This window comes from Azospirillum sp. ST 5-10, from assembly GCF_051225715.1.
Classification (GTDB): domain Bacteria; phylum Pseudomonadota; class Alphaproteobacteria; order Azospirillales; family Azospirillaceae; genus Azospirillum.
Genome location: NZ_JBPJSP010000048.1, coordinates 14,324 through 29,053, shown reverse-complemented (window position 1 = coordinate 29,053; position 14,730 = coordinate 14,324). Strand labels below are relative to the sequence as shown.

General features: G+C 71.7%; 12 protein-coding genes. 8 read left to right on the top strand and 4 right to left on the bottom strand.

Translation table 11 applies throughout. From position 1 onward, the window contains the following. On the top strand, positions 1-760 hold a 760-nt coding region (locus ACSBPG_RS30455), incomplete at its 5' end, for a calcium-binding protein (RefSeq protein ID WP_435541018.1). Here ACSBPG_RS30455 and ACSBPG_RS30450 read toward each other — a convergent pair. After that, complete coding sequence (locus ACSBPG_RS30450) at positions 705-1,601, bottom strand: mechanosensitive ion channel family protein (protein WP_435541017.1); 897 nt, start codon at positions 1,599-1,601, stop codon at positions 705-707. The genes ACSBPG_RS30455 and ACSBPG_RS30450 overlap by 56 nt on opposite strands. 215 nt (positions 1,602-1,816) lie before the next feature. Here ACSBPG_RS30450 and ACSBPG_RS30445 point away from each other — a divergent pair, with 215 nt between their 5' ends. Next, positions 1,817-3,367 (top strand): ATP-binding protein, encoded by a 1,551-nt coding sequence (locus ACSBPG_RS30445; protein WP_435541016.1) that lies wholly within the window; start codon positions 1,817-1,819, stop codon positions 3,365-3,367. A gap of 127 nt (positions 3,368-3,494) precedes the next feature. Here ACSBPG_RS30445 and acnB read toward each other — a convergent pair whose 3' ends face one another. Next, entirely contained in the window at positions 3,495-6,065 is a 2,571-nt protein-coding gene (acnB, locus tag ACSBPG_RS30440) for a bifunctional aconitate hydratase 2/2-methylisocitrate dehydratase (protein ID WP_435541015.1), read from the bottom strand. A 471-nt stretch (positions 6,066-6,536) separates the two neighbouring features. Between acnB and ACSBPG_RS30435 the strand changes: the two genes are divergently transcribed. Genes ACSBPG_RS30435 through ACSBPG_RS30425 form a run of 3 tightly spaced genes read left to right on the top strand, consistent with a single transcriptional unit; the run spans position 6,537 to position 8,647 of the window. Beyond that, positions 6,537-7,007, top strand: coding sequence for a hypothetical protein (locus tag ACSBPG_RS30435; protein ID WP_435541014.1), 471 nt, complete (start codon positions 6,537-6,539; stop codon positions 7,005-7,007). 18 nt (positions 7,008-7,025) lie between these two features. After that, the gene (locus ACSBPG_RS30430) at positions 7,026-8,279 is read left to right on the top strand and encodes a ferric reductase-like transmembrane domain-containing protein (RefSeq protein WP_435541013.1); all 1,254 of its coding nucleotides are present in this window, start codon (positions 7,026-7,028) and stop codon (positions 8,277-8,279) included. Then, positions 8,276-8,647: a cytochrome b5 domain-containing protein gene (locus ACSBPG_RS30425; protein ID WP_435541012.1), complete on the top strand. Its 372-nt coding sequence runs from the start codon at positions 8,276-8,278 to the stop codon at positions 8,645-8,647. Before ACSBPG_RS30430 ends, ACSBPG_RS30425 begins: the two co-directional genes overlap by 4 nt. A gap of 100 nt (positions 8,648-8,747) precedes the next feature. Here ACSBPG_RS30425 and ACSBPG_RS30420 read toward each other — a convergent pair whose 3' ends face one another. Beyond that, complete coding sequence (locus tag ACSBPG_RS30420) at positions 8,748-9,626, bottom strand: IclR family transcriptional regulator (protein ID WP_435541011.1); 879 nt, start codon at positions 9,624-9,626, stop codon at positions 8,748-8,750. An 84-nt stretch (positions 9,627-9,710) separates the two neighbouring features. Continuing rightward, the gene (locus ACSBPG_RS30415) at positions 9,711-11,357 is read right to left on the bottom strand and encodes a GMC family oxidoreductase (RefSeq protein ID WP_435541010.1); all 1,647 of its coding nucleotides are present in this window, start codon (positions 11,355-11,357) and stop codon (positions 9,711-9,713) included. A gap of 229 nt (positions 11,358-11,586) precedes the next feature. Here ACSBPG_RS30415 and ACSBPG_RS30410 point away from each other — a divergent pair, with 229 nt between their 5' ends. The 3 genes from ACSBPG_RS30410 to ACSBPG_RS30400 all read left to right on the top strand — a co-directional run bounded on the left by ACSBPG_RS30410 (position 11,587) and on the right by ACSBPG_RS30400 (position 14,728). After that, entirely contained in the window at positions 11,587-12,810 is a 1,224-nt protein-coding gene (locus tag ACSBPG_RS30410; RefSeq protein ID WP_435541009.1) for a TRAP transporter substrate-binding protein, read from the top strand. Positions 12,811-12,897: 87 nt separating this feature from the next. Further along, on the top strand, positions 12,898-13,428 hold the full coding sequence (locus ACSBPG_RS30405) for a TRAP transporter small permease (protein ID WP_435541008.1): 531 nt from the start codon (positions 12,898-12,900) through the stop codon (positions 13,426-13,428). Between the two features lie 13 nt (positions 13,429-13,441). Then, positions 13,442-14,728: a TRAP transporter large permease gene (locus ACSBPG_RS30400; protein WP_435541007.1), complete on the top strand. Its 1,287-nt coding sequence runs from the start codon at positions 13,442-13,444 to the stop codon at positions 14,726-14,728. Positions 14,729-14,730 lie beyond the last annotated feature (2 nt).

The following is a 14,730-nucleotide window of genomic DNA, read 5'->3' as shown; positions in this document are numbered from 1 at the left end:
GGTGACCGGCGGGGCGGGCAGCCAGGTGGTGACGGGCGACGGGTCGGCGCAGTACATCGTGCTGGGGGCCGACGACGACACCCTGCGCGGCGGCGGCGGCGACGACTTCGTCGGCTCGGCCGGGGGCGACGACGTGCTGTTCGGCGACGCCGGCCGCGACACGGTGGCGGGCGGCGTCGGCAACGACGGGCTCTACGGCAACCTGGAGGCCGACCTGCTGTACGGCAACCAGGGGTCGGACACGCTGTTCGGCGGTCAGGACGGCGACACGGTGCTGGGCGGCATGGACCAGGACGTGGCGTACGGCCAGCTCGGCTCCGACGTGCTGTACGGCAACAAGGCGGCGGACACCCTGTTCGGCGGCCAAGGCGACGACCTGCTGTTCGGCGGCCAGGGGAGCGACACGCTGGCCGGCAACCGCGGCTCGGACACCCTCTACGGCGGCCTCGAGGCCGACGTGTTCTGGATCGGCTCGGACCAGGAGGGCGTCGACACCATCGCCGACTTCGAGGCGGGGACGGACAAGATCCTGGTGTTCAGCCCGAACTTCGAGACGGTGTTCGCCGGCACCCTGCCGGCGGCCAACTTCGCCCTGGACAACCCGGCGTCGGCGGTGCCGACCTTCGTCTTCAACACGGCGACGGGCATGCTGTCCTTCGACGCCGACGGGTCGGGCGCCGGCGTGGCGGTCGACCTCGCCAAGCTCAACGTCCGCTCGCTCTCGGCGTCGGACATCCTGGTGGCCGGTCCGGGCGGGTGAGGGCCAGCGGCTCCTTGAAGGTGAGGGTGCGGTAGGGGAAGGGGATCTCGATCCCCGCCTCGTCCAGCGCCCGCTTGATGGCGGCCACCACCTCGTCGCGGGAACGGCGGATGTCGACCGGCTTGGCGCCGGTCCACCACGTCACCTCGAAGTCGATGCTGCTCTCGCCGAAGGCCTGGGCGAAGATCTGCACCTCCTTGTCCGTGCGCACGCTGGGCAGCTCCTCCACCGCGCGCCGGATGACGGCGCGGGCCTCGTCCACGTCGGCGCCGTAGGCGACGCCGCAGACGATGGTGGTGCGGCGGATGACGAGGTCGGTCAGCACCCGCACCGGCTCGCGGTAGAGGGTGGCGTTGGGCATCACCACGCGCTGCCCGTCGGTCTGGCGGATGTGGGTATCGCGGATGGTGATCTCCTCCACCTTGCCCTCGATGCCGGTGCACTCGATGTAGTCGTCGAGGCGGAACGGCTCGCGGTAGAGGATGAGGATGCCGGCCAGGAAGTTCTCCAGTATGTCCTTGAAGGCGAAGCCGATGGCGATGGAACCGAGGCCCAGGGTGGTGAGCACGCCGGTCGGCGTCAGGGTTGGGAAGGCGATGACGGCGGCGACCAGGATGCCGCCCAGCCAGATCAGGATGGCCGCCAGCTTCTCCACCACGTCGGCCAGCGAGCGGCGCATGCGGGTGTGCCCCAGCGCCCGCACCAGCGCCCGCGTCACCAGGCGCGCCGCCAGCCAGGTGACGACCAGGACGGCCAGGGCGATGAGGACCTGCGGCAGGGCCGCCAGGAAATCGGCGGCGAGCCGGTAGGCCCGGCTCTCGACGATGGCTTGTGGGTCCACGGACCGGCTCCCTCCCCGCGCAGCCGCCGCCGGGAGCGGCGGGGCGAGAGGTGCAACACCGGAAGGGGGCGGCGGGTTGCGGCGGCGGGAAACCGCGGGCGGTACGGACGCGCCGGGCCGCGTCCGGCCGCTCAGGACCCGCTGTCCGTCGGTGTACGTCTGTGGCACTGTCCCGGCCGCGACCGGATTGATCAATTCGATGCGGCCGGGGGCCTATGAAATCGTTGTTCCAGCTTGACCTGACGGACGGGAAGCACGCCGTCGCCATCGCCCAGGCGGCCTGCCTCGCCGCGGCCGACCGGCTCGGGCTGGCGCCCGAGAAGCGTACGCGCCTGGAGCTGGCGGTGGAGGAGGTGGTGGTCAACGCCGTCCGCCACGCCTATCCCGACGGCGGGGGCGGACGCGTCCGGGTTTCCGCCGCGGTGGACGGCGCGGTCCTCTCCGTTCGGGTCCAGGACTGGGGGCTTCCCTTCGATTTTGCCGAGACCGGCTCCTATTCCGCCGGCGATCCGGAGCGGCGCGGGCTCGGCCTCCATCTCGCCTGGCAGTGCTGCGACGAGGCGGTGTTCCGCAACCTCGGGCGCGACGGCAAGCGGTTCGACCTGCGCTTCCGGCTGCCGCCATCCACCCTCGCGGCGTCGGAGCCCGCGGCACCGCCGGCCCCGCCACCGCCCGCGGCGCGCCAGAACGGCGACGCCAGGCCGGTGATCCGGCCCTTCGTCCCGGGCGACGCCACCGGCGTGGCGCGGTGCGCCTGGCTCACGTACGGCTACACCAAGCCCGACGACTACCTGTACGACCCTCCCGAGCTGGCTCGCCGCAACCGCGAGGGCCTGCTGCGCAGCGTCGTCGCCGAGGCCCCCGACGGCACCATCGTGGCGCACGCGAGCATGGATTATTCCGGCAACCGCCACGTTCCGGAATCGACCGACGTGGTGGTGGCACCGGCGGCCCGCGGCAATCCGCTGCTGCTGCACCGCCTGCTCCAGCTCGTCCACGACACGGCGAAGGCGGACGGCTGTCTGGGGCTGCTGGGCAACGCCGTCACCGCCCACACCGTCTCGCAACGCGGCGCGCTGCGGTTCGGCGGCGTGCCGATCCACGTCCATCTCGCCAGCGTGACCACCGAATGGCAGGTCGGTCCCGGTGCGGCGACCGGCGCGGCCCGCCAGTCCGAGGTGGCGCTGTACATTCCCCTGCGGCCCGGCCCGGCCCGCACCGCCCATGTGCCGGAGCGCCACCGTGCCGTGATCCAGGCGATCCTCGACGCCGTCGCGGAGCCCGTCGCCATAGCCCCGGCGGCCGCCATCGCGCCGCCGGCCGCCGTCGGGTTGCCGGACCGGCCGACCGAGCTGAACATCCGCGGCGGCCTCCTGACCTGGGGGCACGTGGTGGTGGAGGTGCTGTCCTACGGCCGCGACGCGGTGCCGGCCATCGCCGGCCTCCTGCGCCGGTTCCGCGCCGACGGCGTCGCCACGGTGCTTCTCGAACTGCCGCTCGGCGATCCGGCCACGGCGACGCTGGCCGACCGCTTCGAGCGGCTCGGCTTCAGCCTGGCCGGCATCTTCCCCAACGCCGCCGCCCCCGGCGGCGACGTGCTCCTGTACCAGTACCTGAACAACATCGTCCCCGACGTGGCGGGCGAGCGGATCGCGCCGGCCTGCCGTCCGCTCTACGACCACGTCGTCGCCGAACGCCGCCGCGTCGATCTGGAGGCGTTCGGCGCGACCTTCGAGGCCCCCGCCCCGGCGCCACCCGCCACCTGACGCCGGGCCGGCCGGCGCGGCGGCCGGCCGCCGTCGTCGGCGTCGGCCGACCTCCAGCGGAAAGCCCCCGCCGGTCTCCCGGCGGGGGCTCCTCGCATCCGGCCCGAACTCCCGTTCAGGCCGTGGCTCACACCGCCTCGGCGAACTCCGGGATCTGGTCGAAGTTCATGTAGCGGTAGATGTCCTTGGCCTTCTGGTTGACCACGCTGACCTGCTCCATGTACTCGGCCACGGTGGGGATGCGGCCGAGCAGCGCGCACACCGCCGCCAGCTCGGCCGAGCCGAGATAGACGCGGGTGTCGATGCCGAGGCGGTTGGGGAAGTTGCGGGTCGAGGTCGACATGGCGGTCGAGCCCTTGCGGATCTGCGCCTGGTTGCCCATGCACAGGGAACAGCCCGGCATCTCCATGCGCGCCCCGGACTTGCCGAGCACGCCGTAGTAGCCCTCCTCGTTGAGGATCATCGCGTCCATCTTGGTGGGCGGGGCGATCCACAGCCGGGTCGGGATGTCGGACTTGCCCTCCAGCACCTTGCCGGCGGCGCGGAAGTGGCCGATGTTGGTCATGCAGGAGCCGATGAAGACCTCGTCGATCGTGTCGCCGGCCACCTCCGACAGCACCTTCACGTCGTCCGGGTCGTTCGGGCAGGCGACGATCGGCTCCTTGATGTCGGCCAGGTCGATCTCGATCACCGCGGCGTAGTCGGCGTCGGCGTCCGGCTGCAGCAGCGCCGGCGCGGCCAGCCACTGCTCCATGGCGGCGATCCGGCGCTCCAGCGTGCGGCGGTCCTGGTAGTCGTTGGCGATCATCCACTTCATCAGCGCCACGTTGGAGCGCATGTACTCGATGATCGGCGCCTCCGACAGGCGCACCGTGCAGCCCGCCGCCGAGCGCTCGGCCGAGGCGTCGGACAGCTCGAACGCCTGCTCCACCTTGAGGTCGGGCAGACCCTCGATCTCCAGGATGCGGCCGGAGAAGATGTTCTTCTTGCCCTTCTTCTCCACCGTCAGCAGGCCCTGGCGGATGGCGTAGAGCGGGATGGCGTTGACCAGGTCACGCAGGGTGACGCCCGGCTGCATGGTGCCCTTGAAGCGCACCAGCACGCTTTCCGGCATGTCCAGCGGCATGACGCCGGTGGCGGCGGCGAAGGCGACGAGGCCCGAGCCGGCGGGGAACGAGATGCCGATGGGGAAGCGGGTGTGGCTGTCGCCGCCCGTACCCACCGTGTCGGGCAGCAGCAGGCGGTTCAGCCAGGAGTGGATGACGCCGTCGCCCGGCCGCAGGCTGACGCCGCCGCGGGTCGAGATGAAGGCCGGCAGCTCCTTGTGGGTCTTCACGTCCACCAGCTTCGGGTAGGCGGCGGTGTGGCAGAAGCTCTGCATGACGAGGTCGGCCGAGAAGCCGAGGCAGGCGAGGTCCTTCAGCTCGTCCCGGGTCATCGGCCCGGTGGTGTCCTGGGAGCCGACGGTGGTCATCTTCGGCTCGCAGTAGGTGCCGGGGCGCACACCCTTGCCTTCGGGCAGGCCGCAGGCGCGCCCGACCATCTTCTGCGCCAGCGTGTAGCCCTTGCCGCTGTCGGCCGGGGCCGGCGGCTGGCGGAACAGGGTCGAGGCGCCCAGGCCCAGCGCCTCGCGGGCCCGCGCGGTCAGGCCGCGGCCGACGATCAGCGGGATGCGGCCGCCGGCGCGCACCTCGTCGAAGATCACGTCGGACTTCACGGCGAACTCGGCGATGACCGTGCCGTCCTTCAGCGCCTTGCCCTCGTAGGGGCGCAGCTCCACCGTGTCGCCCATCTCCATCTGCGAGACGTCGAGCTCGATCGGCAGCGCGCCGGCGTCCTCCATGGTGTTGTAGAAGATCGGCGCGATCTTCGAGCCGAGGCAGACGCCGCCGAAGCGCTTGTTCGGCACGAAGGGGATGTCCTCGCCCGTCCACCACAGCACCGAGTTGGTGGCGGACTTGCGCGACGAGCCCGTGCCGACGACGTCGCCGACGTAGGCCACGAGGTGGCCGCGCGCCTTCAGGTCGAGCAGCTGCTGGACGGGCCCGCGCACGCCCGGCTCCTCCGGCACGATGCCGGGGCGCGGGTTCTTCAGCATCGCCAGCGCGTGCAGCGGGATGTCGGGGCGCGACCAGGCGTCGGGGGCGGGCGACAGGTCGTCGGTGTTGGTCTCGCCCGACACCTTGAAGATGGTGAGCGTCAGGCTCTCCGGCACCTCGGGCCGGGAGGTGAACCACTCGGCCTCCGCCCACGAGCGCAGCACCGCCTGGGCGTTGGCGTTGCCCTGGTCGGCCAGCGCCTTGACGTCGTGGAAGTAGTCGAACATCAGCAGGGTCTTCTTCAGGCCCTCGGCGGCGGTGGCGCCGCACTCCGCGTCCGCCAGAAGCTCGATCAGCGGCGTGATGTTGTAGCCGCCGAGCATGGTGCCCAGCAGCTCCGTCGCCTGCACGCGGCCGATCAGCGGGCACACCTCGCTGCCCTCGGCGACGGCGGCGAGATAGGAGGCCTTGACCTTGGCGGCGTCGTCGACGCCCGCGGGAACCCGGTGGGTGATGAGGTCCAGGAGCACCTGCTCCTCGCCGGCCGGCGGCGCCTTCAGCAGGTCGATCAGCTCCTCGGTCTGCTTGGCGGAGAGCGGGAGGGGCGGGATCCCGAGCGCGGCGCGCTCGGCGGCATGCTGCCGGTAGGCTTCAAGCACGGTTGGACCTCATGTCTTGGGTTGCTGGGCGACGGTGCGGTGGGGCGCTCTCCGGCGGGGGGCCGCTGAACGGCTTCTGGTGCCGGACGGTCGCTGACGCGACCGGTGATACGATCGGTGATGCGATCGGCAACGTGGGGGGTGTCGGGGAACGGGTGTCCGGATGCATCGCGCCGTCTGCCGGCTCGTCGACGAATTCGGACATTCCCCCCATCCCGGACCCCATCTTGAACGAGGTGCTCCGACGCCCTTCGCGCCGGCCACCCCCTCGATCGGGCAGGTGTTATAGACCCGGACGATGGCCCGGGCAAGCGGCCGGGTGCAGCGCGGCACGGCGACACCGTCCCGACGGCAGGGCACGGAAGCCGCCGGGACGGCGGCCGGCAGGCCCTTCTCCGGCACGAGGAAAGCACCGCCGTTGCGGCAGTTCGGCGCAGGACATCACGGCGCGAACGGGCTAACATTGGAACCGTGTGGACGGGTCGGTCACCGTTCCCGACCAACCGGCTCGGCTGCGATCCGGCCGGCCTGCCCGCCGCCATCGACGACCTCGACGGCCGCCGCCCGGATGCGGATCGCGGTTCATCGCCCGCGCGCCGGGGTGGCGATCGTCCCGGTGCGCCGGCCATGGGCGAGGTTCCGATGCGAGCGCTTTCCATCGGCCTTCTGGCCGTTCTGCTCCTCCCATGCTGCGCGGTCCCCGGCCACGCCGCCGGTCCGTGGCGGGCCGGCCCGTCGAACACGCGCGGCTGGGAGTTGATGACCCCGCAAGAGCGCGTCGAACACCAGGCGCGCGTGCGCGGCTTCACCGACCGCGATGCGTGCGAGGCGTATCGCACGCAGCATCACGGGCTGATGGCCGAGCGCGCCCGGCGGCGCGGCCTCGTCCTGCGCGAGGGCGGCAGGGACTTCTGCGACCACATCGAGCCGCGCGCCGATTGAAGGGGGAGGGGAGAGGCCATGTGCCCGCTGTGCCGGCTGTCGATCCCCCTGCTGACGCTCGCCGTGCCGGCGGGCTTCGCGGCCTGGGCCTTTCCGGGAGGACTCCCGCCCCTGCGCGCGGCGGCCATTCTCGCGGGCTGGGTCGGCACCGGCCTGCTGCTGGTCAGCCTGCTGCTGATGGTCCGGGAAGCCCGCCTCGCCCGCTGGCTCGGCGGCCTGGAGCGGATGTACCGCTGGCATCACGCCACGGGCATGGCGGCCTACCTTCTGCTGCTCGCGCACCCGTTGCTGCTGGCGGCGAACGGCCTCGCCGACTCCCCCTCGGCCGCCTGGCGCACCCTGGTGCCCGCGGGATGGAGCTGGCCGATCTGGTCGGGCTGGCTCGCGCTCGTGCTGCTCATGCTCGGGCTGGCGATCACCTTCGTGCACCGCCTGCCGTACGGAGCCTGGCGCTGGCTCCATGCCGGGCTCGGCGGCGCCGTGCTGGTGGGCCTCTACCACCTCGTGCTGCTGGGCATCGACCAACCGGTGATCCCCATCCTGGCGGTCGCCGCGCTGCTCCTCGGCTGGCGGGCCGTGCGCGGCGACCTCGGGCTGGCGGCCAGGCCCTATGTCGTCGCTTCGGTGCGGCCGGTGGCCGAAGGCACGGTGGAAATCGCGCTGCGGCCGCTGGGCGCGCCGCTCGCGGCGGCGCCGGGACAGTTCGTGCTGGTGGCCCTCGTCGGCGGGCCGGGCTACCGGGGATGCGGCGAATTCCATCCCTTCAGCGTCAGCGGCGTCGAGCCGGACCACGCGCTCCGCATCGCGGTGAAGGCTCTGGGCGACTGCACATCGCGGATGCAGAGGGTCCGGCCGGGCGTGGCCGCGCGGGTGCAGGGCGCCTTCGGAAGCTTCCTCGCCGGCCGGTCCGCCGCACCGCAATTCTGGGTGGCCGGTGGAATCGGCGTGACGCCGTTCCTGGGCCGGCTGCGCGCCGGCGCCCCCGGCGCGCCGACGACGCTGCTCTATCTGCACCGGACCGACGGCGACGCCGCCTTTCTGCCGGAACTGCGCGCCGCCGCCGCCGCGTCGCCCCTGCTGACGTTGCGTGACGTCGCGACCGGCGACGGGCTGCCGGATCTCGAGCGGCTGCTCCCCGACGCGCCGCAGCTCGCCGGCCGCGAGTGCTACCTGTGCGGCCCGCCCGGCCTGGTGACCGCGCTGAAGCGGCTGCTGCGCCATCGTGGGGTCGCCGCGGATCACATCCACTACGAGAGCTTCGAGCTGCGATGATGCGCACACTGTATGTCGCGGCCACCGCCGCGTTCTGGGCTGCGGTGGCGGCCTTCTGGGCCGGCGCCGTATGGGCGCCGCAGGCCGGGCAGCCCGCGGGCGGCGCGGCCGACCGCGTCATTTCCGCGACCGAGCTGGCCCGACACGCGCGCCCGGACGACTGCTGGATGGCCATCCGCGGCGGCGTCTACGACCTGACGGCCTATCTGCCGGATCATCCGTCGCGGCCGCAGATCATCGAGGTGTGGTGCGGGCGCGAGGCGACCGACGCCTACGACACCAAGACCCGCGGACGTCCCCACTCGGGCGAGGCCGACGACCTGCTGACCCGATACCGGATCGGCACGTTCGCGCCGGAAGCCCGGTAGTCCCCGGCGCACGGCAGGCGGCTGCGGTGGGCGGCCGAAGGGGGCAGGGGGTGTGACAGCCATTCCGCTCGACGGTGTCACCTCCTGCCGGTCCAGCCGTTCACGACCATGCCCGACGCTGGCTGACGGCGCCGGCGGTGCACTCGATCCGCTCCGCCTCCGCGTCCTCGCCGCCCAGCACCGCGCCCAGCTCCGCCGCGGCGCGGCGCAGGCGCGGCAGGACCTCGTCGAGGCGGTCCAGCGACAGGCGCGCCTTGGGCGCCTGGGCGGCCAGCGCGGCGACGGTGCGGCCGGCGGCGTCGGCGACGGGGACGGCGAGGCAGAAGACGCCGACGATGTACTCCTCGTCGTCCACCGACCAGCCGCGGCCGGCGACGCGGGCCAGCTCGGCGCGCAGGGCGGCCGGATCGCTCAGGGTGTGGGCGGTGTGGGCCTCCAGCCGCACGCCCTCGACGATGCGGCGGCGCACCGCCGGCGGCATGGTGGCGAGGAACAGCTTGCCCATGGCGGTGCAGTGCAGCGGCACCCGGGAGCCGACGCCGAAGTTGAGGCGCAGGGGCGATCCCTCGGCCTCGACGCGGTCGAGATAGACCACCTCGCCGCCCTCCAGCACGCCGATGTTGCAGGTCTCGCCCAGCTCATGGGCCAGCGCGCGCAGCACGGTGCGGGCCGGCGCCTGGGCCATCGTGGCGCGCAGGATGTCGAGCGCCAGGTCCGTCAGCTTCGGCCCGACGGTGACGGCGCGGCGGTCGACGGCGCGGGCCAGCAGGCTGCGCTCCAGCAGCGCGTTCACCAGCCGGTGCGCGGTCGGCTTGGGCAGGTCGAGCGCGTCGGCGACGTCGCGCACCGCCACGGCGCGGCCCGCCCCGGCCACCATCTCCAGCACCGCCAGCATGCGGTCGGTGGCCGGCCGGCGCTCGACGTCGCCGCCGGCCGCCTCCGCATCGTCCTCGGCCGGGACCCGCCGCTCGTCCGCCATGGCGTCCTCCAGAAATGGTTCGCCCCACCAACTTATTGTTGGATGATACTCTTCGTATCGTAAAACGCAACGAGACTGCGGAGGTCACGCCACCGCGGCCGGCTCAACCGCGGCGGGCGCGCCGCGGGCATCCTCCAGGATCATGGCGGCGGCCTTCTCGCCGATCATGATGGTGGGGGCGTTGGTGTTGCCGGACACCAGCGCCGGCATGATGGAGGCGTCGGCCACCCGCAGCCCGGCGATGCCGCGCACCCGCAGGCGCGGATCCACCACCGCCATGGGATCGATGCCCATCTTGCAGGTGCCGGCGGGGTGGTAGATGGTCGTCGCCGTGTTGCGGGCGTGCTCCAGCAGCTCGGCGTCGCTGCGCACCGCCGGGCCGGGATCGATCTCGGCGAGGATGAAGGGTTGCAGCGCCCGCGTCGCGGCCAGCCGGCGCGCCAGCCGCATGCCGGCCACCAGCACCCGCGCGTCGGTGGGGGTGGCGAGGTAGTTGGGATGGATCGCCGGCGGGTCGCGCGGATCCGGGGTTCGCGGCAGCAGGCGGCCGCGGCTCTCCGGGCGCAGCTGGCAGACCGAGGCGGTGAAACCGGAGAAGCGGTGCAGCCCTTCGCCCGGCTTGTCGCAGGACAGGGGCTGGATGTGGAACTGCACGTCCGGGGTGTCCAGGGCCGGGTCGGTGCGGGCGAAGATGCAGAGCTGGCTCGCCCCCATCGTCATGGGACCTCGGCGGAACAGCACGTACTCCAGCCCGATCAGCAGCTTGCGCCAGGGGTCGTTGACCTCGTCGTTGAGGGTCGGGCGGGTGCTGCGGTACATGGCGCGGGCCTGCAGGTGGTCCTGCAGGTTCTCGCCGACGCCGGGCAGCTCCTGCACCACCGGGATGCCGAGGCGCCGCAGCTCGCCGCCGCGCCCGATGCCCGACAGCTCCAGCAGGTGGGGCGAGTGGATGGCGCCCGCCGCCAGCACCACCTCGCGCCGCGCGGCGAAGCGCCGCTCGGCCCCGTCCACCCGGGCCTCGATGCCGGTGGCGCGGCGGCCGGCGACGGTGATGCGCCGCACCTCGACGCCGGTCATCACCGTCAGGTTGGCGCGGTGGCGGACCGGCCGCAGATAGGCGACGGCGGCGCTGCAGCGCCGCCCGTTGCGGGCGGTGAGCTGGAAGTAGCCGGCCCCCTCCTGGGTGGCGCCGTTGAAGTCGTCGTTGCGCGGGATGCCGATCTCCTCGGCGGCGGCGACGTAGGCGTCGCAGACGTCGCGCCGCACCCGCATGTCGGAAACCGCCAGCGGCCCGCCGGCGCCGTGGTAGGCGTCGGCGCCGCGCTCCTGGTCCTCGGCGGCGCGGAAGAAGGGCAGCACGTCCTCGTAGCTCCAGCCGGTGCAGCCGAGCTGGCGCCATTGGTCGTAGTCCTGCGCCTGCCCGCGGATGTAGAGCAGGCCGTTGATCGAGCTGGAGCCGCCGAGCACGCGGCCGCGCGGCCAGGCGAGGCTGCGGCCGTTGAGGCCGGGGTCCGGCTCCGTCTTCAGGCACCAGTCGGTGCGCGGGTTGTGCATCGTCTTGAAGTAGCCGACGGGGATGTGGATCCAGGGATAGCGGTCCTTCGGCCCCGCCTCCACCAGCAGCACCCGCACGTCCGGATCCGCCGACAGCCGGTTCGCCAGAACGCAGCCGGCCGAGCCGGCGCCGACGACGATGTAGTCCCACGCCGCGTCCGCGGAGGTCCCGTCCACCCTCATGCCCTCTCCTCCCTCGCGCGGCGGACCCAGCCGTTCGGATGCGTCCGTCCGCATGATGGTTTGTTTCGCCGCATCGCAGCACGGCGAAATTTTCTTTGCGTTCATCCTTGCACAGCTCCCGACCATGTGCAAATATGAAACGAAACGTTCCATAAAAATGAGAACGCGCCGGCGGGATCGGCCAATGGCCCGGAACGAGCCGGGCCCCAACGGGAGGAGAGAGATGGACCAGCAGCACCAGTTCTCGCGGCGCGATCTCGGCCGCGTGGCGGCCCGGTTCGGGTGGACGTCGACCCTGATCGCCCTCGGCGGGCTGGCGGGTCCGGTCGGCCTGGCGCGCCTGGCGCAGGCGGCCGAGGCGACGGCGACCAAGCGCCTGTCCAAGCCGGCCAAGCACACCTTCAAGTTCGGCGCCTCCGGCTTCAACGAGCAGAACCTCAACATCCAGAAGTCCGGCCAGATCTTCTTCGCCCGCGATCTCGAGGATCGCACCGGCGGCGAGATCCGCGTCGAGTTCCTTGGCAACAACCAGATCTGCAACCAGCTCGACTGCGTGCAGAAGGCGCAGCAGGACATCGTCCAGATCTTCTCGGCCTCGACCCAGAACTCGGCGGGCAACGCGCCCTACTACAACGTCCTGGACTTCGCGTTCATGTTCCCGAGCCGGGCGTCGCAGTACCATTTCTTCTATCATCCGGCGAGCGAGCGGCTGCTGCGCGAGCCCCTGCGCAAGCGCCACAACATCCAGTTCCTGTTCACCCATTGCGAGCTGCGCGGTCTCATGCTCGGCCAGAAATGGAAGGACAAGCCGACCGTGTCGCGCCTCGACGAGCTGGCCGGCACCAAGAACCGGGTCACCGGCACCCAGCTCGGCCGCATCGCCATGAACCTGCTGAAGCTCAACCCCGTGCCGATCGCCTGGGAGGAGACCCTGGACGGGCTGCGCCAGGGGCTGATCGACGGGGCGGAGACGTGGATGGGGGCGGTCGCCTACGCCAACATGACGCCGGTCGTGGCGCAGGCGGTCGACCTGCGCTTCTTCTGCGGCACCGAGCACACGGCGATGAACGCCGCCGTCTTCGAGAAGCTGGAGCCGGCGCTGCAGACCGCCATCATGGAATCCGCCTACACCGCCCAGGTCCACGTCCAGGGCAGCCACGAGGCGGCGCTCCACGACATCGTCGGCGCCTACGACCCGCCGCGGCCGGGCACCCTGTTTGCCAAGCACAACGTCCGGGTGGCGACCCTGCCGGCGGACGAGATGAAGAAGGCGGAGAGCATCGCCTCGCCCGAGCACAATCCGGAGCCCTGGGCGTCGTGGCGCGACCGGCTCGGCGAATGGGCCGGCGGCGTCGACGTCTACAAGGAGATCCACGCCATTGCCCGCGAGATCCCTGAGGACACCTCGGCGGTCAACGTTCCCCCGCGGCGGTGGTGGCTCTCGTAAGGGAGGCCACCCTTCTCGGGTGCGGCGGGGAGACCCGCCGCACCCGCATTTTCCGCCACATCGTCCGCCACAGCGGGAGGAACGGGCATGACGGGCGTGCTGCGCGCCGGGCGCTGGCTCGACGCCAATCTGGAACGGGTTCTGATCGTCGTCGCCTACGGGGCGATGGCGTCGATCATCTTCGTCGAGGTGATCCGCCGCTTCGCCTTCAACGAGCAGGCGCCGTGGAGCACGACGATCCCGGTCTATCTCTTCATCTGGATCACCTGGCTCGGCGCCTCGTGGAACGTGCGGCTGCGCAGCCATCTCGCCTTCACCGAGCTGCGGGCGCGCATGCCCTACTGGGCGCAGTATCTCTGCGTCAACCTCGACCACCTCCTGTGGATCGGCTTCGCGGCGATGGTGATCCGGCATTCCTTCGGCCTGATCGACCTGCTGCGCATGAACTACGCCATCGTGCCCGGCACCGACGAGATGATGCAGTGGTGGTTCTACCTGGCGATCCCGGTGGGCTGGTCGCTGCTGATCCTGCGCTGCGTGCAGAACATGGTCCAGGACGCCCGCCGCTTCTGGGCGGGCCAGCCCTTCACCTTCAACGCCGCCATCGCCACCAACTGAGGGGGCCGCACGGATGGATGCCGTTCTGCTGACCAGCTCCGTCATCGTCTCGACGGCGCTGTTCGCCATCGGGGTGCCGGTGTTCCTGGTGATCGGCCTGTGGGTCGTCATGGCCAGCCACCTCATCGGCTTCACCCTGACCAACATCCCCACGACCCTGTTCGAGGGGCTGAACTTCTTCGGCCTGCTGGCGCTGCCGCTGTTCATCCTGACCGGCGACATGATCGCCGCCGCCGGCATCGCCCGGCGCCTGACCGAGTTCGCCCAGTCCATGCTGAGCTGGCTGCGCGGCGGGCTCGGCGTGTCGACGCTCGGGGCGTGCGGCCTGTTCGCCGCCATCTCCGGCTCCAACGCGGCGACCACCGCCACGATCGGCCGCATCATGTACCCGGAGCTGGTGCAGGAGCGCTACGACCGCGCCTTCGCCGCCGCCACCATCGCCTCGGGCGGGGTCGTCGGCATCATCATCCCGCCGTCGGTGATCTTCATCGTCTACGGCTTCATCATGAACCTGCCGATCGGCGAGCTGTTCATCGCCGGCCTGCTGCCCGGCGTGCTGATGGTCGTGGCGATGCAGGCGGCCTGCCTGTGGATGGCGTGGCGGCGCGGCTGGGGTCTGGTGCGGCCGTTCGAGCTGCGCCGCCTGATCGTCACGACGGGGCGCGCCTATCTCGGGTTCCTGGCGATCTTCATCGTCCTGTTCGGCATCTACACCGGCATCTTCTCGCCCACCGAGGCGGCGGCGATCACGGTCGGCTTCTGCCTGCTGTCGGGCCTGTTCGTCACCCGCGAGATCCGCCCGGCCCAGGTGCCGGCGGTGCTGACCACCTCGGGGCAGATCACCGGCCTGCTGGCGCCGCTGATCGCCATCTCCATCGTCATGCAGCAGATCCTGTCGCTGATGGGGGCGGAGGCGGCGATCCGCGACTTCGTGCTGGGGATGGGCGGCCACGCCGCCATCCTCGCCACCTGCATGGCCATCATCCTGCTGGCCGGGACGGTGCTGGAGAGCCTGCCGGTGACGGTCATCCTCGCCCCGATCCTCGCCCCCATCGCCCAGCAGATCGGCATCGACCCCGTGCACTTCGCGGTGATCTTCCTGGTGGGGGCGGCCATCGGCTTCGTGACGCCGCCCTACGGCCTCAACCTCTACGTCGCCAGCAGCGTGACCGGGCTGCCCTACCTGTCGCTGGTGCGCTACGTGACGCCCTACTTCGTGGCGCTGATGCTGGTGTGGGTGGTGGTGGCGCTGTGGCCGGGCCTGTCCCTGTGGCTGGTCGGCTTCATGGGCGGCGGGTGAGG